The sequence below is a fragment of the Duffyella gerundensis genome, from assembly GCF_001517405.1.
Classification (GTDB): Bacteria; Pseudomonadota; Gammaproteobacteria; order Enterobacterales; family Enterobacteriaceae; genus Duffyella; species Duffyella gerundensis.
The window spans coordinates 3625940-3648535 of record NZ_LN907827.1; the positions used below are offsets into that span (position 1 = coordinate 3625940).

Here is a 22596-nt window from a genome sequence, read left to right on the forward strand (position 1 = left end):
ACAGGCGGATTTCATTCGCTTTTCTTCGATTTTTCCAGCATGGCACGCAGCCCGGCAACACGGCTCTGACCGGTTTTCATGCGCTCTTCGGCGCTGACCACCTTACGCTCGGTTTCCCATTCCACATCATCCTGCGGCAGTTCCAACAGAAAACGACTCGGCTCGGGACGCACCAGCTCGCCATACTGACGGCGTTCGCGGCATAGCGTGAAGGTCAGTTCCTTTTGCGCACGCGTAATGCCGACGTAGGCCAGCCGCCGCTCTTCCTCAACGTTATCTTCATCGATGCTGCTTTGGTGCGGCAGTAATCCCTCTTCCATACCCACCAGGTAGACGTAGGGAAATTCCAGCCCTTTTGAGGCGTGCAACGTCATCAGCTGCACCTGATCCAGCTCTTCATTACTTTCTCCGCGCTCCATCATGTCGCGCAGCGTAAAGCGCGTGACCACCTGCGTCAGCGACATCGGCTCATCAATATCGCTGCCTTCCAGCATTTCGGTCATCCACTGAAACAGCATATTGACGTTCTTCATGCGCATCTCAGCCGCTTTTGGGCTGGTTGAGGTCTCGAACAGCCAGCTCTCATAATCGATGCCGCGAATCAGATCGCGCACGGCGTTGATCGGCTCGCGCTCCGCCAGCTGCGACACTTCGCGCAGCCAGCCGGTAAAGCGCTGCAGATGCTCAAGGCCGCGCCCGGTCAGCGTCTGTCCCAGGCCCATATCGAAGCTGGCGTTCAGCAGGCTTTTATTACGCTGATTCGCCCATTCGCCCAGCTTTTGCAGCGTCGCCGGGCCGATCTCACGACGCGGCGTATTAACGATGCGCAAAAAAGCGCTGTCATCATCGGGGTTAGTCAGCACCCGCAGATAGGCGAGCAAATCCTTGATTTCAGGGCGCGAGAAAAATGACGTGCCGCCAGAAATACGGTAAGGAATGCGGTTCTGCATCAGGAACTTTTCAAACACCCGCGACTGATGATTGCCGCGATAAAGAATGGCGTAATCTTTGTACTGCGTTTTATTAATGAAGTGGTGCGCAATCAGTTCGCCGGTGACCCGCTCCGCCTCATGTTCTTCATGATTGGCGCTTAACACTTTTAACGCGCTGCCGTATCCCAGCTCGGAAAAAAGCCGTTTCTCGAACACGTGCGGGTTATTGGCAATCAGGATATTGGCCGATTTCAGGATACGTCCGGTGGAACGGTAATTCTGCTCCAGCTTGATCACCTGCAGCGCCGGAAAATCTTCGCTGAGCAGCACAAGGTTTTGTGGCCGCGCGCCGCGCCATGAATAGATCGATTGATCGTCATCGCCGACAACGGTAAAACGCGCCCGCGCGCCTACCAGCAGTTTAACCATTTCATACTGGCTGGTGTTGGTGTCCTGATACTCATCCACCAGCAGATAGCGAATGCGCTGCTGCCAGCGTTCACGCACCGTTTCGTTGCGCTGTAGCAGCAGCGTCGGCAGTAAAATAAGATCATCAAAATCAAGTACGTTGCAGGATTTCAGGTGCGTATCGTAAAGCCCGTAGCAGTGGGCAAACAGCTGGTCGCGTTCCGATCGCGCGGCGGCGGCGGCCCGCGGCGGATCGATCAGATCGTTTTTCCAGTTGGAGATCGTTGATACCAGCAGCTGCAGCAGGTTTTTATCACCCTCCAGCCACTGCTCGGTTAAATCTTTTAACAGCGCCAGCTGATCCTGATCGTCGAACAGGGAAAAGTTCGATTTCATGCCCAGCGCGGCGTACTCCTTTTTGATGATCTCCAGTCCCAGCGTATGAAAGGTGGAGATCAGCAGGCCGCGCGCTTCTTTGCGTCCGAGCGTTTGCGCCACGCGCTCTTTCATTTCACGCGACGCTTTGTTGGTAAAGGTGACGGCGGCAATATGGCGCGCCTGATAGCCGCATTCGCGGATCAGATGGGCGATTTTGTTGGTGATCACGCGCGTTTTACCGGAACCGGCCCCCGCCAGCACCAGGCAAGGCCCGGTGACAAATTCGACCGCATGTTGTTGGCTGGGATTAAGACGCATAAGAAAATAACTCGTGAAATGGCGCAGGAATAGAAATAATGGCGCAGTATACGGCGGCTTGCTGCCAGGCAGCAACCGCAGCTCCCACAGATAAAAGGTCACATCATGGCAAAAACCGCATCAGCGCTGCACATTCTGGTAAAGGAAGAGAAACAGGCAGTGGCCCTGCTGGCGCAGCTGGAAAAGGGCGCCAACTTTCAGCAGCTGGCGAAAAAACATTCCACCTGTCCGTCGGGTCGCAACGGCGGCGATTTGGGTGAGTTCCGCAAAGGGCAGATGGTACCGGCGTTTGATAAAGTGGTGTTCACCTGCCCGCTGCTACAACCTGTCGGGCCGGTGAAAACCAGCTTTGGTTACCACATCATTAAAGTGCTTTACCGCAGCTAACTCATTTCTGTTTCATTTGCTGCAGTACGTTGGCGCACTGATTGTCGTCATTGTCACTCGGCGAGATCAGCGCCAGCAGGGCCGCAGCCGGTCCCACCACGGCACCAAGCGCCACCGCTGCCGCACCGCGTGCCAGCAGCGGGCCCGCTTTCACACCCGCATCCGGATTTTTGAAGGTGCCGCGCACGTAAAGCGGCGAGCGCAGCGTGATTACGCGTGCGCCTTTGCTCTCAGGATTGATGGTTAAGTTCAGCCGCTCGCTGGCGAAATTGGTATCGCCGGTAATATTGATAATGGCGTTTTCGGTATCAAACACAAACAGTCGCGAAGCCGCCACGCCGTCACGCACGTCGAGATTGGCCGCCGCGCAGTTGATGCGCACCTGGTCGTCACCAAACAGCTTGCCGACCACGTAGTTACCGACGTTAAGGCCAACGATTTCCATCAGACCGCGGCTAATCAGGCCGTTGTTCATCAGCAGTTTGAGATTGCCATCGCTGGTCGCCAGCAGATCGGCCACCGAGTTGCCACGGCCGGTCAGGGTGGCATCGCCATTCAGTTGGCCCATGCTGTTTTGCATCGCCTGCACATCCGGGAAAAGCTGCTTCAGCTGCAGTTTACGCGCGTGCATATCGATGCGACCGCGCATCGGCGACTGACTGCCTTCCAGGCGCAGTGTGGCATTCAGGTTGCCGCCCGCCATCCCGAAACGCAGCGGATCGAGCAGCAGATCGCCTTTTTTCAGCGTCAGATGGGTATACAGATCGCTTAACGGCAGCGATGAGCTGTGCTCGATACGGCGACCACTGAACTTGATATCAGCATCCATCGTATCCCAGCTTTTGGTATCAAACTTGTCGTGCGGCAATACGCGATCGGCAGGCTGCGTTTTAGACGCGGCTTTTTTACCGCTGCCTTTACCAGAATCGACGCCAATCAGCGGACCGAGATCGGCCATACGTAGCTGTCGGGATTCCAGCTCACCGGTGAGCTGCGGGCGCGGTTTGCTCTGAATATAGGTCACCGTACCGTGAATATCGCTGTCGCCAATATGGCCGTTGAAATCCTGATAGCGATAACGCGCGCCGCCTTTCTCCTGAAAACGCGCCTGTAACCGACCATCGGTTTCATAAGGCGGTGTGTCAGGCAACAGCACGCCGGTCAGGCCGTAAAGGTTGGCCAGCGTGTCGCCCGAGAAACGCAGTCGCAAATCCAGGCCGCCAAGGTTCATCGGATCCTGCAGGCTGCCGGTCAGGCGGACGCGCGTGGTGCCGTTGCGAATATCAGCCTGCAACGGGAAAGGCGTGTTTTTACTGCGCAGCGACAGCATGCCGCCCAGCTTACCTTCGCCAGTGAGCTGCTCGTCGTTGTACGTGCCCTTCGCCTGCCAGCCGAAAACAAAATCAGCGGCACCTTTCTGCCGATCGTCGCCGCCCGCCAGTTGGCCATAAGGCACCGGCTTGCCGAGCGGATCGACGGTAATCTGCACATCGGCTTTATTCACTGCGTCACGATAGAGGATATGGGCCCGATCGAACTTCACGTTATCCAGTTGAAATGACCAGCTGGAAGGCGTTGCCGGCGTGGCGTTATCGCCGTCGTCTGCCAGCTCGAAAGTCCAGTTGTTCTTTTTATTGGCGGTCTGAATCAGCCGCGCATCGGCCTGCTTCAGGCTGATCCACGGAATATAGATTTGCTTGTGCAGCAGAGCCAGCGGCGACAGCGTCGCGTCGGCCCGCTCCAGGTGCACCATGGTTAAATCGGCGATATCCGGCGGGTTGCCCAGCATGACATCTTCGGCATGGATATACGGCCACGGCACCCAGCTGCGCCAGCCAGCCTCATCGCGGTTGCGTGCCCAGGCCACACCGAGGTCGCCGCGAATAGCAAAAGGACGCTGCAGCTCAGCAGAGACTTTTTCATTAATGGTGGGTTTGAGGCGATTCCAGTCAAAGGTGGCGATAATCACCACAATGACCACAATCAATAACGCTACAATACCGCCGATCCAGCTTATAATTTTTCCCGGGCGTGACATCGCCAATTCTCCTTGCCAGTGCTATCTCCCTTAAAGATAGTCGAGGCGCGGCAGTTCGGCATTACGCTAGCTGTCGGGGAAGATCTTTTAGATGCTCAAAGCTCAGTGGACGCGAAAAATAGTAGCCCTGCGCGGCGAACGCCGGCGAATTACGCACCATTGCCCACTCTTCGGCAGTTTCCACGCCTTCCACAATCACGCCGTTACAGTAACGATTTATTAATGCCAACAGCATAGCGAACAAATTACGTCCTTCTTCACTTTTACGCAGCAGCAGGAAAAGCTCGCGTGAAAGCTTGATAACATCATATTTCAGTTCGGTCAGGGCAGAAAAGTTCGCCATCCCTGAACCGAAATCATCCAGCCACAGCGCATTCAGTTCCGGCATCTGCGCCACAATCTCTTCCTGCGGCAGCGCATAATGCTCAACCAGCTCAAAACGTACACAGGGCAAGCGGGCAATCAGCGCACGGATTTCTGCTTCATGGCGAATAGCCAACAGGGTGGGGCCGTCGATATTGACTGAAGCAACCAGGTCGTCATGGATAAAGTGATCCTGCCATTGTGCCAGCTGAACGAGCTGTTCTTTAATGATATCAAGCCGCTGCGGGACGGTTAAGGCAGCAAAATAGTCTTCCGGCGATACCCTGGTTTGCGGCGCGGAGGGATGCGTCACCGCGGTAAGCAATTCAATTGCCACTAATCTTCCGGTGACCCGATAGATTGGTTGAAACGTATAGTGTCGCTGGCACTGCTGCCAGAAAAGATGCGTATCAACCGGTTGAGCGTCAAGTGAACAAGGTCGCCGATGAGTGAAATCCTTCATCATCTGGTGGTGTTCCTGGTTATTGAAGAGTGCCTTCAACTGGCATCCCGTTCGGCAAGTATCGGCCAGCACAGGGATAACTTTATCCAGCGCGCTGATTTCGCCACGTTATTTATTTTATCCACCGTGATGATTTCAATCCGGTTAAACAAGCGTGACGTTTTGGCCTCCTTAGATAACTAAAACAGCGTTTTAAATAATTGACGATCGCCAGTTGAACGCAGAAACTGAAGGCAAACATCAACGCACGGGTGAAGGTTATGACACACAAGAAAATCGCCGTTATCGGCGAATGTATGATTGAACTCTCCGAAAAGGGCGAACATCTTAAGCGCGGATTTGGCGGCGATACGCTGAACACCGCGGTCTATCTTGCACGCCTGACCGCGGCATCGGCGCTGCGCGTCGATTACGTTACCGCACTCGGTGACGATATCTTCAGTGAGCAGATGATCAGCGCCTGGCAGCAGGAAAATGTGCATACCGATCTGATTCAGCGGCTCGAAAACAAAATGCCCGGGCTCTACTTCATCCAGACGGACCAGCACGGCGAACGCACCTTCTATTACTGGCGCAACGATGCGGCGGCACGTTACTGGCTTGATGGCCCGCGGGCAGAGGCGATCTGCGAGCAGCTGGCGTACTACGATTATCTTTATCTTAGCGGCATCAGCCTGGCTATTCTCAACGACAACAGCCGTGAAAGGCTGATGCAGCTGCTTCAGCGCTGCCGCGCGAACGGCGGCAAGGTGATTTTCGACAACAATTATCGTCCGCGCCTGTGGCAAAGCCGCGAAGCGAGCCAGCACGCCTATCGCGCCATGCTCGCCTGCACCGATATCGCTTTTTTGACGCTGGATGATGAAGACGCGCTATGGGGCGAGCAGCCGGTTGAAACGGTGATCGCGCGTACGCGTGATGCGGGCGTCAGCGAGATTGTAATCAAACGCGGCGCCGACTCCTGTCTGGTGGCGACCGACGGCGCGCCGCTGCAGGAAGTGGCGGCAATTAAACTGGCAAAAGAGCAGGTGGTGGATACCACCGCAGCCGGCGATTCGTTCAGCGCGGGTTATCTGGCACAGCGACTGTGCGGCGGCAACGCCCAACAGGCAGCAGCGCAGGGCCATCGCACGGCCAGCACGGTGATCCAGCATCGCGGGGCGATCATTCCACTCAGCGCCATGCCGCACTAATTATTCACCTACACAGCGGTCGTTCTGGCCGCTGTGCTATTTACGCTGAACAGGTTATTTCGGCACTGGTGCTACGCAATCAGAAATATATTTTTTGGCCTGGTTCACATTTATTCCTACTTCTGAAAAATTAACGTCAATTATCTGACGAGTTTCCTTAATGACATCAATTTGTGTTAAGTCGATAAAATAATGCTTACATTTGACTTAGGGCATTAAAAATCCCATCACCTTAATTTAACCCATTAAAAATAAAACAATTTACTTAACGCATTGCCTTTGCGGTTTTTTCTTAAAATTAAGTATAACGTCCTGATTAAATATAAAAAGATAAAGCCAGGCATATTCTGAAACCCTTATTTCGTCCCGTTAATTACTGGACGAAAGAATAAAAAAGCGCCATCTTTTATCTATTCGCAGCGTACATTTTTTCAGCTGCCGCAAACAATAATAACGGACAGCCTGTCATGATAACTGAAATCATTAATATTTGGCCAAACGGCGATGCGCCGGGTGCCAGCGATTCACGCGCTCAGCCGCAAATTGTCGATTTAGCGAAAGAGTATGAGCCTTTCGATCGTGCCGCCAGCGGCGTGCGCTGCCCGGAACTCGCCTTCTGGTTCCCGGAAGAGTCCAACGGAATCACCCTGCTGGTGGCGCCAGGCGGTGGCTATCAGCGCGTCATGATCGACCGCGAAGGCAGCGCGCTGGCGACCTTTTTCACCGCCATGGGCTATACGCTGGCGGTCATGACTTATCGGCTGCCTTACGACGGCCATCATGAAGGTGCAGATGCGCCACTGGCCGATGCACAGCGTGCGGTGCGCCTGTTGAGAGACCGGGCGCAGCGTGGGCTGAACGGTAAGTACATTGTCATGATGGGTTTTTCAGCGGGCGGCCATCTGGCCGCCAGTCTGGGAACGCGCTTCGCCGAGAAGCTTTATCCGGTGCAGGACCAGATCGACAGTCAGTCGCCGCGTCCTGACGCGATGGTGCTGGTCTATCCGTTGATCAGCATGCGCGACGGCCTGGCGCATGAAGGCGCCCGTACCCGACTGCTCGGCGCGTGGCCCGATCAGAAAAGCATCGACGCCTATTCTATGGAAACCCGCGTTCATGCACAGACGCCGCCAACGCTGTTAATTCACTCAGCGGATGATGATTCGGTGCCCGTTAACAACAGCATGGTGTTCTTCAGCGCGCTGCGCGAGCACAACGTGCCGGCAGAGCTGCATTTCTATCAGAAAGGCGGTCACGGCTTTGGCATTCGCGGTGTGGCTGACCTGCCACTTGCAAGCTGGCCGATGCTGGTGACCGAGTGGCTGCGGGCGAAATAAGCATCGGGCTCAAGAGTGAGCCCGATCGGGAGTTATGACTGCGGCTGTACGGGAATATCTGACGCTTCCGGCTGGGTTTCATCAACCGGCGCGCTGACTGCAGCGGGCGGTGTCATCACCTTTTCCCAGCTGTCGAACAGCCGTTTGACGTTGGTTTCCGCTTCGCCTTCCGGCTGCATCAGCATCATGGTCAACGACTGCGTCAACTGCTGGCGCAGTTCCTGATTCAGCATAGGCAGCGTCAGCGAGCTGAGAAACTGCTGACGCAACTTCTGATACTGTTCCGGCGCGATATCCACCACCGCATTTTGCTGCGAGCGCAGACGCTGGCTCATCAGCACATCGGTATTGGTGCGCGCATAGGTGGTAAACAGTTTGCCCAGTTCGGCGGTTTTCTGCGCCATCAGCGCATCAAACTCCTGCTGTGACAGACCCTGATCGCGAATAGTTGCCAGTTCGCGAGCCACCAGATGCATATTCGCCTCCAGCGTGGCGTTATCGCTGTCCATGTTAATGCCGCACTGCGCATGCTGGTAAATCACCCGGCAATCGAAGCCCACCTGCACGCCTTGCGCTTTGTTTTCGCTCAACACTTTCTGCAGATGCCAGAACAGCGCTTCACGGGCCAGATCGCTCTGCCAGTAGCGGTTGAGGTTCTGCGAATCGCGTATCGGCTGCCACGGTGTATCCCACACCAGCGACAATCGATCCTGCTTCGCATTGCCGCTGACCAGGTTGATCGGCTGCTGCGGCAGAGGCGCCAGCGTCGCAATCGGTGCAGGCGTCTGGCGTTTGCCCTCCAGCGTCGAGAAGGCCTTGTTGATCTGCTCGGCAAGCGTGCGACTGTCAACGTTGCCGACGACAAACAGCGTCATCGCATCCGGCGTGTACCACTGTTTGTAAAAGCTGTTCAGCTGGTTGCTATCAATCGGTGCGCGCGGCTGCTCGGCAGGATCGTGCGCCAGCAGCGCCGACCCTTTCAGCCGGTAGCGCCACCATGCGCTCTGCGTATTCGGCGGCCAGGTAGCAACGCTGTCGTCCGCGCTGATTGCGGTGTTCACCACCTGATCGGTAATGCTCATTTTGCCTGCGGTCGCGGCCAGCCAGTTAAGCGCTGATTTCAGCAGCTCAGGGCGATTGTAAGGCAGGCTGATATTGTATTGCGTAAAGTCGTACGACACGATGGCCGGTGGCAGTGGATGATCGGGATTAATTCCCTGCTGCCATAATGCGCGCTGCTGAGCCGGATCAAGCGTGGCGTTATGCACCATCGCCAGGCGCGGCAGTAAGTGGCTGTAACCGGTCTGCTGGGCACTTTCTACCAGCGAACCGGTATTCACCAGCAGACGCAGCTCAATGCGATCGCTTGGGCGTTGCGGCGTAGTCAGCAACTGCCAGTTAAAACCGTTATCCAGCTTTCCCTGCTGCCAGGCGGGATCGGGCTGCAGTGTTTCAGCCTGCACTATGCTGCTGGCCGCAGCCAGAATGACGCCACCAACGAGTAATCTTATTCTGGTGCCCTGCATGTGAACCCCTACTCAGTCCCAAACCAAAAATCATCACCCCGTCTTGCGGCCCGCTTCAATGCCAGAAGCCACGACGTCGGAAGAACAGGTTCTTAGACCGCGTAAAAAAGCAGATGTCGCGCAGTGGAGTGAAAAATCTTAAAAAACAGGGGGGATCATATGCAAATGCCCGCAGCGAGGGCAAGCGGCTGCGGGCATTTAACGGTGAAAAGCGCGGATTTTATGATTAAAGCGGGGTCTCAGACAGCTTTTTTGCCTTTTTTCCCGCTGCCAGCGTCTCCGTCATCTGCTTCTCATCCAGCTGGCCTACCCACTTCGCCACCACCAGTGTGGCAACGCCGTTACCGACCAGGTTGGTCAAAGCACGCGCTTCAGACATAAAGCGGTCAATGCCGAGAATCAGCGCCAGGCCCGCGACCGGCAGATGACCTACCGCCGACAGGGTTGCCGCCAGCACGATGAAGCCGCTACCGGTGACGCCCGCCGCGCCTTTGGAAGAGAGTAACAGCACCACCAGCAGTGTAATCTGATGGAAAATATCCATGTGCGCGTTGGTGGCCTGCGCAATAAATACCGCTGCCATGGTCAGGTAAATCGAGGTGCCATCAAGGTTAAAGGAGTAGCCGGTTGGAATCACCAGGCCCACCACCGATTTTTTACAGCCGAGCTTTTCCATCTTATCCAGCATGCGCGGCAGCGCCGATTCCGAAGAGGAGGTGCCCAGTACAATCAGCAGTTCTTCTTTGATATAGGCGATAAACTTGAAGATATTGAAGCCGACCACACGGGCAATCAGCCCCAACACCACCACCACAAACAGCACGCAGGTAATATAGAAGCAGACGATCAACTGACCCAGTTGCACCAGCGAACCGACGCCATATTTACCGATGGTAAAGGCCATGGCCCCAAACGCGCCAATCGGTGCCAGACGCATGATCATGTTGATGATGCCGAAAATCACCTTCGAGAAGTTATCGATGAAGTTAAAAATCAGCGTGCCGCGATCGCCAAGGCGATGCAGGGCGAAACCAAACAGAATGGCAAACAGCAGCACCTGCAGAATGTTGCCGCTGGCAAATGCGCCGATGACGCTGCCGGGAATGATATCCAGCAGGAACGGAATAATGCCCTGCTGCTCGGCCTGCTGTGCATAGACCGCCACCGCTTTGGCATCCAGCGTGGCGGGATCGACGTTCATACCCGCGCCTGGCTGAATCACGTTCACGACGACCAAACCGATAATCAGCGCAATGGTGCTGACAATTTCGAAATAGAGCAGCGCCACGGCGCCGGTACGGCCTACGGCCTTCATGCTTTCCATGCCGGCAATGCCGGTGACCACGGTACAGAAAATCACCGGTGCAATAATCATTTTAATCAGTTTAACGAAGGCGTCGCCCAGCGGTTTCATCTGCGCGCCCAGTTCCGGATAGAAATGGCCGAGCAGCACGCCCGCGGCGATGGCTGTCAAAACTTGAAAATAAAGGCTTTTGAACAGAGAAGTTTTCATAAAAGCGATTCCGTTAACGGCATGGAAGGCGACAGGCGTCACTGTAATTATTCCTGCGGCTGTTTTGCCCGATAAGCATCGGCGAACCGCAGTTTTCTACGACAGCGCGAAAATAACACCCCGATAACAGAATTGATATATCCTGACACAGCCTGACATTGGCATAGTTAACAACTATGAACTGAAACGCTTCAGCGATGAAATTAATAACTTGTGGGACAATTACGTGAGTGATACTGCTCAGAATTTCCGGTGTTGCAGCCAGGGTTCAAATTTATCCAGCGGCAGCGGTTCCGCATAGAAATAGCCCTGAGCAATGGTGATGCCACGCGACAGTAGCCAGTCGCGCTGCTCGGCGGTTTCTACCCCTTCCGCCACTACATCCAGCTCAATAATCTCCGCGATGGCCGCCACAATTTTGACCATGGTGTCATCATCGGGCAAAGCAGACACAAAGCTGCGATCCATCTTTAGCTTGCTGATCGGCAAGGATTTGAACTGGTGCAGGTAGTTAAGGTTGGCATAACCCATGCCAAAATCGTCCAGCGCCACGGCCACGCCCACCGCTTGCAACTGACGCAGCAGCGCCTTTGCCTGCTCGGTATCGCCAATGTTCGCCGTTTCGGTAATCTCCAGCACAAAGCTGCCTGGCGCAATGCGGTGTCGCTGAATGAGATCCTGCAGGTGCGTCACCATCGTCGGATCGCGCAGCTGGTTGGCCGAGATATTCACGCTCAGCGGCAACATAATGCCGCGTTTTTGCCAGCCCGCCAGTAAACGACACGCTTCTTCAAACACCCAACGACCGATGGCATCGATCACGCCGATCTCTTCGGCGCTGACGATAAATTCTTCGGTTAATCCCCAGCTGCCGTCGGGCTGACGCATGCGCAACAGCGCTTCTGCGCCGACCATCTCGCCGCTCTGCATATTGACCTGCGGCTGCAGATAGATGGCAAACTGCTCCTCCTGCAACCCCTGCAAAATGTCATGCTCCTGAGTCAGGCGCTTCTGCGCGCGTTCAGTCAGGGCGGGATCGAAAAACAGAATCTGGTTTTTGCCCTGATGCCGCGCCGACATCATGGCAGAGTTCGCGCGGTTAAGGATTTCAACGGCATCGAGCAGCGTATCCGTTTCGCCCAGGCTCATGCCGATACTGACGTGCGGGCGCAGCTGAATTTGTTGCAGGTTTACCGGTTGATTCAGGCGGATCATCAGGTTGCGCGCCAGGCGAATCGCGCGGAAAGGGTTATTGGCCCGTTTGGCCAGCAGCACGAAATCGCTGGTACCGAGCTGCCCCAGCACCATGCGATAGTCGATCACGCTGCGTATTTTTTCCACCAGCGTCAGGATCAACGTGTCGCGCTGCGTATCGGTCAGCACGCCATTGCCATCCAGCAGGGTTTCAATGCGAATCACCATCACGGTGAACGGCGATTTGCGCCCCGGATGATTAATAAACTGTTCCAGCAGCGCGATGAATAACGTGCGGTTCGGCAGGTCGGTCAGCGTGAAGTGCGTGGTCAGGCGGCTCATTTCATCATGCACCGACTCCAGCACCTGCATGTTGCGGTTGTAGCTGCGCACCAGCATGCCAAATTCATCGTCGCGATGCCGACTTTGCAGCGACAGCTTGTGGGTCAAAATAGACTGCGGCGGCAGATCCTGCAGCTCGTGAGCAATATTACGCAGCGGATGTACGATCAGGCGGTTTATGCACCAGCTGATCGCCACCGACAGCACCAGCGCCAGCAGCAAATAGGTGGTCAGCATGGTGGAGATGGTACTGAGAATAAACTGGTAGACGCGCCAGGAATCGGCTTGCAGCACCAGATAAGCCAGCGGCTTAGGCAGCGCCGTTCGCTCCACTGAATAGAGCGGCACGGTGATCTGCACCGGCAGTTCAAACAGCCGGGCAATCAGCCGCGGAACCGGTCGCTCAGCCTCAAAATCGGTATGCAGCGCCTGAAACGCGTTGGGTAATACCACATCAGCGCGGGTTAAAATCCCGGCAGGTTTCAGCGAGTTAAGAATGCGCTCCGCCTGCGGAATATCGGCCCGCAGCACCGCTTCTGACAGCGGCTGACGCACGGTATGCGCGATATTCTCCATCTGCTGGGCATAGTCAACCCTGCGCTGCTGCACAAAATGGAAAAGCTGTACCACGATAAATATACAGATGGTCACCACAGCAACCGCTGAAATCGTGGCCATCTGCTTAATCGTAAGTGATCGACTAACGCGCAAAATTCTCTCCCGGCCCGCTATCCGGAACGTAACGGCCGCCCAGAGTATATCCTAAGGCACCCTTTTTTTAAGCAAGGTTAATGGCACGACAAAAAGGCTTTAAGGGTTTTCCGATGACGATCGGCGAATTTTCCCGTTTCAACGCTACTTAAAATTGGCGTACGGCGTCAGCGGCTGCGGAGGAATATTCAGATCGCCTTCCCACCCGGCCAGAGTGTAACGGACATAAAGCAAGCCGTGGCTCGGCGTATAATCTTTTGCCTGTTGAATATCGACGCTGGCGCCCAGCGTCCAGTGCGCGGTTAGTCGACGTTCAATCGCAGCCTGTAATGTGTAGCCAAATCCGCTGCTGGAACTGGCAGTGGATGCAGGATTGCTTGCGGGCGTAAAACCAGGATTAACCGGATAGCGTGTCTGGCTGGCGCTGTGCGATCGCGACCAACTCAGTGCACCGCCAATGTCTACCGACCAGTTTGTGGTACGTTGACGCCAGCTTAGCGGTAACGAAAGCGAAAAATATTGCTGCGGGCTGTAATAACCACCCTGACCAAAAGCGTAGTCGCTGAGATCCTTCTGGTAATGCCACAGCATACTGTTCAGGCCAATCGTGGCGCGACGGTTATCCTCATTGATCCACTTATAGTAATAACCTCCCATTAACCGCTGCCGGCTGTTGTCTGTTACGTTTTCGCCGCTGAGTTGATGGGCGCTGAGATCGGCCCACACGCCGTTGGCTTCGCCACGATCGTAACTGATGCTGATATTCCCGCCGCTCGCTACCACGCCGCCCCAGGTTTTGCCACCGTTGGCACTGGGATCGCGCGCGCCAGCATAGGCGAGCAGCGAGCTTGAAATGGGTCGACGTGAGGCACCAAAAGTCAGGCCGAACGGTCCGGCATCGGTTTGCCAGCTGGCTCCGCCAACCCAGTTAACAACCTGAAAACCCAGCGGCGTGGTGCCAATATCAGCTGACCATCGATCGTTATTCCAGCCCGCGCCCAGCGCGACGCCTTCGGCCTGCTGATTAAAATCGCGGTCGCAGCCACCGCTATTGGCATCTGCACAGCTACCAAAATTCTCACTGTGGCTGCCAGCAAACGTCCCTGCGGACACGGCAACGTGATCAAAACGGACAAAAGCGTTGCCCGCTGCCAACGGCGTTTCCGCCTGCAACATAGTAGTGTGCGCCGTGAAATCAGAAATTCCCGGCGTGCCTTTGTTGCGCGAATAATCTTCTGCCAGCGTTAACGTTGTTTGCTGTTGCTGATAGCGGTCAGCCGCATCCCGGCGAATACTGCGCTTTAGCCAGTCATCACCTTCGGTGGTACGCATCAGCTGCGTAAAATGGACGTTATCTTTCGGCTCTTCGGTGGTGATACCGCTGGCTACCATCGCCTGACGATAATCCGCCAGCGCCTGTTGCGGCTGTTGCTGCTGAGCGGCAAATCTCGCCGCGTCACGGAACAACAACGCGCTGCTTTGTGAAGGTGGTTGCCGCTGCGCCAGCATCTTGCCCTGCGTAAAGTGCGCCGCGGCGCGGTCAGGTTCGCCGACGCGCTGCCAGGCGTTGGCAATGCGCCGCTCGCGGTTCAGATCCGGCTCCACCGGGACGGGTGGCAGGCCCTGCAGCGCACGTCGCGCCTTATCCTGCTGGTTCAATGCGATCAGCGCCTCAATGCGGCCCAGCTGTGCATCACTGTTTGTGGTATCGCGATCGAGCACCTGTTGATAACTTGCCAGCGCCCGGGCGGCATCACCCCGCTCCAGTGCCCAATCGGCCAGCGTTAAATCGCGGCGTGGTGAGGAAGGTAACTGGCGCAGCAGCGCTTCAGCCTGTGGCTCACGTCCACTGTTGCGCAGCGCGTCGGCATGTTGATAAATCTGATCCTGTTGCAGCCGCGTCGCCAGATCGCGTATATCCTGGTTCCAGGCCACCTGCGGCAGGCTGTTGAGTGTTGCCAGCGCGGCAGCGGTTCTGCCGCTACCGGAGAACCAGAGCGCACTGGCATACACCTGCGTGGCATCGCCAAGTCGTTGCCGGGACATGTTGGCTATCTGTTCGTCAGCTTGCTGCGGTTGGCCGCTCTGGCGTAACGCGCCAGCCAGCCGATAGTTAAGCCAGACATCATCGGGCGCGTCCTGTTGCGCCTGCCGATATTTCTCTACCGCTTGCGGCCAGGCGCCCCGCTCTGCCAGCGCGTCCGCCTCTGCGCGGACAATCTCACTGCGCAATGTGGTCAGGTTACCTGCCAGCGCCCGCTGCTGATCGGGAGGTAATTGATTGATGAATGCCAGCGCACGCTGCGGTGACTGTTGTTGATAATAGGCGACCAGGCGACGTATGGCGGTGGTATTGGTGGCATCCAGCCGTAACGCCCGCTTCCAGGCCTGCTCCGCCGCATCATTTTGCTGGCGCGTAGCGGCCACGTCGCCCAGGCCAATCAGGGCATAGCTGTCGCTCTTATCCAGCAATTGTGCCTGCTGATAATACGTCTGCGCCCCATTCACATCGCCTGCAGCCAACGCCTTATCGCCGTTTTCAATCGCCAGCCAGTAGCGGTTGGTCTGTACCAATGACTGCCACTTACCAATTTGCGTGCTGTCTGGCCCAGCGGCTATCGCCTTTTCCAGCCAACGAATGGCAACGGCTCGCTGATTGTTGCGCGCCTGTGCCTGACCCATCGCACCCAGCAAATCAGCATCGTCAGGATTGGATCGCAGTGCGGCTTCCAGTGCCGGAATGGCATTGCCGCCTCGTTCAACCAGCGCCAGTGCCCGTGAACGCTGCTGAAAAGCGGGGTCGGCCAGCTGCTGCTGCCGTTTCGCCAGTTCTGCCTGCCCCTGCTTTTGCGCATCGCCGGTGGTAAAGAGGTCCAGGTACTGTTTCAGTGCCGTGATGCTCTCCGCCGTGACTGGCTGTGCCTGGATGTTTTGCAACCAGAGCTCGGCTGCCGCGTTTCGTCCAGCCGCATTGCCTGCCAGCTGACGGATTTTTTCCTGCGCCCCGACGGCATTATTTTGGGCAAACTGGGCGCGCGCAATCTGCAGTCTGACGCCAACGTTGCCGGGATAACGCCGATCCAGCGCCTCCAGTTCCGTTAGGGCTCGCGTTTCCTGCCCGGGAAGGCGCAGCACCAGCCGCCAATATTCCAGCGCCACATTGACGTCAGGAAAAGTTCCATGGAACAGTGCATCCCAGGCGGCACGCGCTTCAACCAGACGACCAGACGTTGCCAGAAGCCGTGCCTCCTGCAATTTTTGCCTGCCTTCCGGCGAGCTCAGCAGCATGCCCGCTTGTGCCTCGCGCATTGCAGCAGAATCGGGTGCCACACGCCGCAACGCGGTTAACAGCGTTTCGGCTGTAGCGCGATCGCCCTGACGCAATGCCATGCGCAACCGGGCCGCAATGACCTGGGGATTGTCCGGATCGATCTTCTCGAGTCGATAGAGTGACTGCTGTACCAGATCATATTTATTGGTCGCTTCACCGGCCAGCACCTGTTCCAGCAGAAAATCAACCGGTGCCACGCTTGATGGTGCTGCCAGCGCCAGCGGTAACGGCGCAAAAAACAGCGCCCCCAGTGCCGCACCGGACCAGTTAATCACGCACTTAGTCATCGTGATCGTCTTCGCCAAGTCGGCGACGCGTTACCATACGCATCACTCGCCACATCAGCAGAGCAAAAATCACCACCACCAGCACGGCAAACGCGCCCAGCAGCAGCGGATGGGTCGCCAGCGCATGCCATACCCGCTCCCACCAGGGCAGATAACCGACATACCAGGTATCGCCAACGCGCAAGCTGTTTACGCCCGATTCACGAATGATGGAGGCGGAACCATAAATTGCGTTGCGCTTACCGGGATCCTGCAGCGCATTATCCAGCATTTGCCAGGCCTGTGGGCTATCTGCCATCAGTGCTACCACGCTTCGCTGCGCATCAAAAGGTGACTGAAAGCCGATTACCGCGGCCATTGGGCCCTGCGCTGAAATCACGGTATGACCACCGACGCTACGCTCGTCCGCAGAGACACTGACATCATCAAGCAACGACTGACGTTTAGGCGTATTCAACGCCGTACGGGTTGCATCAATTAGCACGTTAATCTGGCGGTCGTCGCGCAGGCCCGGTGGCAGCGTACCAATAACCAGCAAGTCATGAGCGCTATTTTTTACCTTGCTGCCATCATCGGTGAGTTCAACGCGCAGCGCCGGATAGCCCGTCTGAGCGCCGGTATTGCCCATCACGGTCAACAGCGTGCTCATCTGCTCAGGCGAGGGTTTAGCGCTGACCAATATTTGCGTCTGTGATAAATCCGCAAAGCGGCTAAACGGGAAGCCCGCGTTGGCAAAAGAGCGCAGCGATGGCATTTCGATGTAGTGACGGTAACCGGAAAAATCGATAGTGGAATTGGGATCGATCACCACGTGATTCGTGACTGGCGTGACGGTCTGGCAGTGACCATCGGCGGTACCGCCGCTAAAAGTATTGGCATAGTCGAAATTAAAGCGCAGCTGGTTTACTGCACCCAGCCGCAGCGCCGGAATCGTCAGTTGTCGATTACTGTCCTGCAAGCCCTGAATCAGTGGGATATGCAGCAGTTGCTTGCTGTCATCCGTTTTCGCACTCAGCGGATAATCCTGCATAAACTGGTTATTCAGGTGGACGGCAAGCCGCGAGCCTTCATTTTGCAGCGGCGAGGTGTAACGCCAGCCAACGTCCATCGTGATACCGCGTGCGCGAACCAGAAACAGATCCGGCGGCAGGTTTAGCGTCAGCGTAACAGGCGCAGGTTGCATGCCCTCTGACTGCAACTGGTTTTCATACTGCGTCAGCTCAGCAAAGGTAGTGGGACGATCGGTATGCACCCAGTTAGGGGCGTCATAAGCCTGGCGGGGTGCCAGCAGGTCTACGCTTTCAATGATGGCACTGTCGCCACGCAGCAGCAGGTTACCCTGAACCAGGCCCGCTACGGCGGTGCTCAGGTCATTGTCATCACGTCCCAGAATCAGCAACATTTTTTGCCAGGGATTGCCCGGCTGGCTCACCATACGCACGGTGGGTTTATCCACCGACGGCAGATCGCGCAGAAAATCGGGCCGCTGTGCGTTAGTGGCAAAGACAATGGCATGCTGCCCGGCCGGCAACTGGTTATACAGCACCGGGAATGACTGACCGCGCCACTGTGCCTTTACACCAAACCAGGAGGCAAGCACGGCAGCAGCGCGCTGCTGACCGATAGCGGGTTGACTGGCAAACACCATTGGCAGGCTCAACTTTTGCGTATCACGCGGGTCAAGAAAGGGCTCAGGGAAATGCGAAAGATCGTTTTTCAGCGCCAGTTTTTGCAGCGTCAGATGAAGCTGGCTCGCCTTACTGATATCGAGCCAGATGGTGCTGTTGGCCGGGTTTTCACAGACAGAGGTGTAATGCCCTACTAGCTCGAAACGCAGACGGTTAAAGTCACTGATGAAGCGCGGATCAAGCTCAAGATCCAGCGTATTTTCCTGGCCAGACTGGTCAGGGGTCACGGTAACCAGATTAACCAGCTCATCGTTAAGGTAGATCTTCAGCTGGGACAGCGTGGGCGTCAGCGCGGGTGAAGGCCGGTAATGTAGCGTTAGCCGTGCCTGCGTAACCAGTTCATCACTGCGCACGCCGAACTCAATCTGTCCATCCGGACGCGTGCCGCTAAGCGTCATGCTGCCAGGTGGTGGTGCAATCTGCGTAAAAGCGCGCACAACATCGTGCACCGGTGCCGTTCCGCTATCCGCGAGATCGGCTGTCGGCAACGTGCTTTGCGGCGCGGCCCACAGCGGGTTGGTCATGCCTAACATCACGGCTAACACTGCGCTTAATCGTTTATTCATCAGGTTTCATCACTATCAGGATTGTTCTGTCACGACGCGACCCGCAGGCGTCCTGCCGGTACCGTGCGGCATAAAAGAAGCCAGCCAACGCACCAGCTGCGTCAGGGCACGAAATAATTTGCGCAGCGGCACAGGCCCATATTCGGCCAGCCGCACATAGCCTTTGAACCCAAGCACCATGATATCGGCGAGGCTTTGTACCGGACGATCTTCCGGGAACCCGTCCTGCCATAGCGCCCAGGTATCCGCACGGGCAAAAGTACATTGAATAAAATCGATATGCTGTTCGGTGGTCAGTTCATGCAGCCGGATACCCGCACGATGTCCGAAGACGCGCTGCACATAACAGGGAAACGTGAACTCCTGCTGACCCCGGCGTAGCAGCAGCGTCACTTTTTCCCCTTCACGCAGGCTGTTCGCCTCTCGTAGCTCAACGCCAACACCCCCATCGGAGTAATCACGCAGCGTACAGGGCACCATATGCCCATCGCTGCGACCCAACGCCGCTGGCATCGCAATCTCAACGCGATGCGCCTCACGAATCTGCCTGGCCTCAACGGAAACGGCGACGGCTCCGCCCAGAATCACCATGTTATAGAGCACCCAGACCAGGCTAACCCAAACGGTTAGTACCTCATTTGCCGGACCGTATTTCATCCGCCAGAAGGCGAACAGCACACCCGCCAGGTTAATCAGCACCAGAAAAATATAGGGTTTAGTGATAACCCAATCGAGATGTTGCTCCTCTACCAGGCCGCCTTTAGCGGTGACATTGAACTTCCCTTTGTGCGGATTAAACAGCGCGACCGTGGTGGGACGGGCGATATACCAGGCGAGCACGGTTTCATAGACTTCACTCCAGAAAGAGTGACGCCAGCGCCCCTGAATACGCGAGTTGGTTAAGCTGGTATGCAGCATGTGTGGCAGTACATAGATAGCGATCGCCAGCGCCGGTGCGTAGATGATATAGGCATGGAACAGCAGGAAGGCCAGCGGCGACAGCAGGAAGATCAATCGCGGAATGCCCGAAAGGAAATGCAGCATGGCATTGGCGTAACAGAGGCGCTGCACCAACTTCAGCCCTTTGCCAAACAGCGGGTTATCGAGCCGAAAAATTTGCACCATGCCGCGAGCCCAGCGAATACGCTGGCCGATGTGCGCTGACAAGCTTTCCGTTGCCAATCCTGCAGCCTGGGGAATGCGGATATAGGCGGAGGTATGTCCTTTGCGGTGCAGGCGCAGAGAGGTATGTGCATCTTCGGTAACCGTTTCTACGGCGATGCCGCCAATCTCATCCAACGCGTCACGGCGCAGTAGCGCACAGGAGCCGCAAAAAAACGTGGCATCCCAGGTATCGTTACCATCCTGCACCAGCCCATAAAACAGCGAGCCTTCATTGGGTGTCCGGCGGAAACGGCCCAGGTTACGTTCAAAGGGATCGGGCGAAAAGAAGTGATGCGGTGTTTGCAGCATCGCCAGCTTTTTGTCCTTCATGAACCAGCCCATGGTCATCTGCAGAAACGATCGCGTTGGCACATGGTCGCAGTCAAAAATAGAGACATAGTCACTGCGACAATGGTGGCGCAGTGCATTATTAATGTTGCCCGCCTTAGCGTGTTCGTGGGTAGCACGTGCCACATAACCGATGCCGACAGCTTCAGCAAACTCGCGAAACGCTGGCCGGTTGCCGTCGTCCAGCAGCCAGATGTTAAGTTTGTCGCGTGGCCAGTCGATGCCCAACGCGGCGTAAATGGTCGGCTTAACCACGCTCATCGGCTCATTGTAAGTGGGTATCAGTAGATCCACGGTCGGCCAGCTTTCAGGTGGGCCGGGCATGCTAACCGGCTGACGATTAAGCGGCCAGATGGTTTGAAAATAGCCCAGAACCAGCACTACCCAGGCGTAGGTTTCTGCCGCAATCAGTAACAGGCCAAAGGTAAGGCTTAGCGGGTCGTCCCAGTTCAGCGTTGAGGTATAGCGCCACCACAGATAGCGGCATGAAACGGTTAACGAGAGCACGATCAGCATCAACGTAGGCAGGCGGCCAGGAACCCGCTTTACCACCATCGCCATACTCCACAACAGCAGCACAAAAATAAACTGTGTCAGCAGATCGAAAGGCTGGGAGATACAGAGCAGCGCCAGCAGACCGGCCAACAGCGATGCGGTTAAAAATAACAGGCGGCGCGTCAAGGGCGACAATTGCCGCAGTCGCCGCTCAACGCGTGCATGCGTGCCCTGCGATTCCACCCGTTGTGGCAGTGTATCGAGCCAGAGATAAAAACGCTGTCGCCAGCGAAACAGCGGTTGAAAGGCATTCACGCGCAGGCGTTGGCTACGCGGACTGCTGTCCTGCGGCAGCGTAATGATCAACCACAGGCTTTGTACCAGATAGCGCAACAGATCGAGTGGCTGCGGGCGCTCGGGAGAAATATGCGGCCATAGCTGGCGACGTCGGGCAATAATCTGCTGCCAGCCAGGCGATTCAAAGCGCAGCAACGCCCAGCCAAGTGCGCACCACAGGCAGTGCAGCCACGACGCCAGTGACGAAGCACCGTGCATCTGCGCCAGGTCATAACGCTTTTTAAGCGCCTGCCAGGCAGGCGGAACCAGCAGCCAGCGCAGCGGATTCATGCCACTTTTTCCTGTACATGCAGCAGCAGCCAGTTTGCCAGCGTCACCACTTCCTCAGCGATTAACGACCCAGGACGATACTCGCCAACCGGCTGTTTGTTGAGCAAGGCTTCGGCCATCGCCTCATCGCGATGCAGGATCAACGGGATCAAATTGCGCAGCGAGTCGATCCACAGTTGGTGCAAATCCTGTTGTAGCAAGCTGCCTGCGTTGAAATGATTAATCAGAAACCGGGAGTTATCGGCAAAATTTGACTGATGCAATCGCAGATGGCAGTTAGCGTCGGCGGTGAAAATACGCAACTGACAATCGCACTGCGCCAGTAGCGGCGCAAAGGTCGCATCCGCTTCTGCCGGTACATCGAACAATATCCAGCGGTAGCGTGCCTTCAGGGCCACCATGTCATCAATCATTGGTTGCTGCCATGCTGACTTATTGAGCAGATAACGTTGATGTTGTTTATCATTCAGCAGACCAAAGGGCACAAAATCGAGGCCGGGATGATAGCGCATTGCGCCCTGCCGCCAGTTCTCATCGACGGCCGCGGATAAGGCCCAGCCGCGTGTATGCTGAACCGGCATATTGAAATGAATGCGCAGCTGATTCACCGGTGACAGATCGACGGCGAGCACGCTTTCGCCCAGCGCATGCAGCGCCCAACTCAATGCCGCCGTTATCGCTGTTGCGCCGGTGCCACCGCGTAACCCTTGTAGGGCAATAATCGACATCAGTGATTATTCTCAGAATGAAGCTGTGTTAATTCCGCCAGCAAAGGCCAGCGTTCGTTCATTTTTTTCAACCGCTCATGACGTGCTATATCAACATAATGAAAAGCGTGCAGAGAAAATGCCTTGCTTAGCGTACTGATATCATCCTGTGCCTCACCCGAACCGGCAACCACCGTAAGTGTATTTTCTTTTTTCATTACCTTTCACCCATTGCGTTTCTTTCCAGCACTTTTTCTATTATTTTCATTCAGGGAAGAAA

General features: G+C 56.1%; 15 protein-coding genes. 4 read left to right on the forward strand and 11 right to left on the reverse strand.

The features are described 5' to 3' along the window. Positions 1–11: 11 nt before the first annotated feature. On the reverse strand, positions 12–2036 hold the full coding sequence (gene rep, locus EM595_RS16600; protein ID WP_067435586.1) for a DNA helicase Rep: 2025 nt from the start codon (positions 2034–2036) through the stop codon (positions 12–14). Positions 2037–2141: 105 nt separating this feature from the next. Here rep and ppiC point away from each other — a divergent pair, with 105 nt between their 5' ends. Further along, positions 2142–2423, forward strand: a complete 282-nt coding sequence (ppiC, locus tag EM595_RS16605; RefSeq protein ID WP_067434671.1) for a peptidylprolyl isomerase PpiC — start codon at positions 2142–2144, stop codon at positions 2421–2423. Position 2424: 1 nt separating this feature from the next. Here ppiC and EM595_RS16610 read toward each other — a convergent pair whose 3' ends face one another. Further along, positions 2425–4461, reverse strand: a complete 2037-nt coding sequence (locus EM595_RS16610; protein WP_067434675.1) for an AsmA family protein — start codon at positions 4459–4461, stop codon at positions 2425–2427. 61 nt (positions 4462–4522) lie between these two features. Continuing rightward, entirely contained in the window at positions 4523–5290 is a 768-nt protein-coding gene (gene pdeH, locus EM595_RS16615) for a cyclic-guanylate-specific phosphodiesterase (protein ID WP_067434677.1), read from the reverse strand. On the opposite strand from pdeH, the gene EM595_RS21170 reads away from it, so the two are divergent. The 3 genes from EM595_RS21170 to EM595_RS16625 all read left to right on the forward strand — a co-directional run bounded on the left by EM595_RS21170 (position 5270) and on the right by EM595_RS16625 (position 7817). Beyond that, positions 5270–5470, forward strand: coding sequence for a hypothetical protein (locus tag EM595_RS21170; RefSeq protein ID WP_157883900.1), 201 nt, complete (start codon positions 5270–5272; stop codon positions 5468–5470). The genes pdeH and EM595_RS21170 overlap by 21 nt on opposite strands. Positions 5471–5547: 77 nt before the next feature. Then, on the forward strand, positions 5548–6480 hold the full coding sequence (gene kdgK, locus EM595_RS16620; RefSeq protein WP_067434680.1) for a 2-dehydro-3-deoxygluconokinase: 933 nt from the start codon (positions 5548–5550) through the stop codon (positions 6478–6480). A gap of 467 nt (positions 6481–6947) precedes the next feature. Further along, the gene (locus EM595_RS16625; RefSeq protein ID WP_067434683.1) at positions 6948–7817 is read left to right on the forward strand and encodes an alpha/beta hydrolase; all 870 of its coding nucleotides are present in this window, start codon (positions 6948–6950) and stop codon (positions 7815–7817) included. Between the two features lie 32 nt (positions 7818–7849). Here the strand turns inward: EM595_RS16625 and EM595_RS16630 are convergent, their stop codons facing one another. The 8 genes from EM595_RS16630 to bcsR all read right to left on the reverse strand — a co-directional run bounded on the left by EM595_RS16630 (position 7850) and on the right by bcsR (position 22534). Then, complete coding sequence (locus tag EM595_RS16630; RefSeq protein WP_067434685.1) at positions 7850–9343, reverse strand: M16 family metallopeptidase; 1494 nt, start codon at positions 9341–9343, stop codon at positions 7850–7852. 226 nt (positions 9344–9569) lie between these two features. Then, entirely contained in the window at positions 9570–10856 is a 1287-nt protein-coding gene (locus EM595_RS16635; RefSeq protein WP_067434690.1) for a dicarboxylate/amino acid:cation symporter, read from the reverse strand. 240 nt (positions 10857–11096) lie between these two features. Beyond that, on the reverse strand, positions 11097–13103 hold the full coding sequence (gene hmsP, locus EM595_RS16640; RefSeq protein ID WP_173645383.1) for a biofilm formation regulator HmsP: 2007 nt from the start codon (positions 13101–13103) through the stop codon (positions 11097–11099). 144 nt (positions 13104–13247) lie between these two features. Beyond that, a complete protein-coding gene (gene bcsC, locus EM595_RS16645) occupies positions 13248–16721 on the reverse strand; it encodes a cellulose synthase complex outer membrane protein BcsC (RefSeq protein ID WP_067434696.1) in 3474 nt (1157 codons plus the stop codon). Beyond that, on the reverse strand, positions 16714–18975 hold the full coding sequence (gene bcsB, locus EM595_RS16650) for a cellulose biosynthesis cyclic di-GMP-binding regulatory protein BcsB (protein ID WP_067434699.1): 2262 nt from the start codon (positions 18973–18975) through the stop codon (positions 16714–16716). Before bcsB ends, bcsC begins: the two co-directional genes overlap by 8 nt. A 15-nt stretch (positions 18976–18990) precedes the next feature. Next, positions 18991–21609 carry a UDP-forming cellulose synthase catalytic subunit gene (gene bcsA / locus EM595_RS16655; RefSeq protein ID WP_067434702.1) on the reverse strand — a complete coding sequence of 873 codons (2619 nt, stop codon included), beginning with the start codon at positions 21607–21609 and terminating at the stop codon, positions 18991–18993. Then, positions 21606–22337: a cellulose biosynthesis protein BcsQ gene (bcsQ, locus tag EM595_RS16660; RefSeq protein WP_067434705.1), complete on the reverse strand. Its 732-nt coding sequence runs from the start codon at positions 22335–22337 to the stop codon at positions 21606–21608. The genes bcsA and bcsQ overlap by 4 nt, the downstream gene beginning before the upstream one ends. Further along, on the reverse strand, positions 22337–22534 hold the full coding sequence (gene bcsR / locus EM595_RS16665; RefSeq protein ID WP_067434708.1) for a cellulose biosynthesis protein BcsR: 198 nt from the start codon (positions 22532–22534) through the stop codon (positions 22337–22339). The genes bcsQ and bcsR overlap by 1 nt, the downstream gene beginning before the upstream one ends. Positions 22535–22596 lie beyond the last annotated feature (62 nt).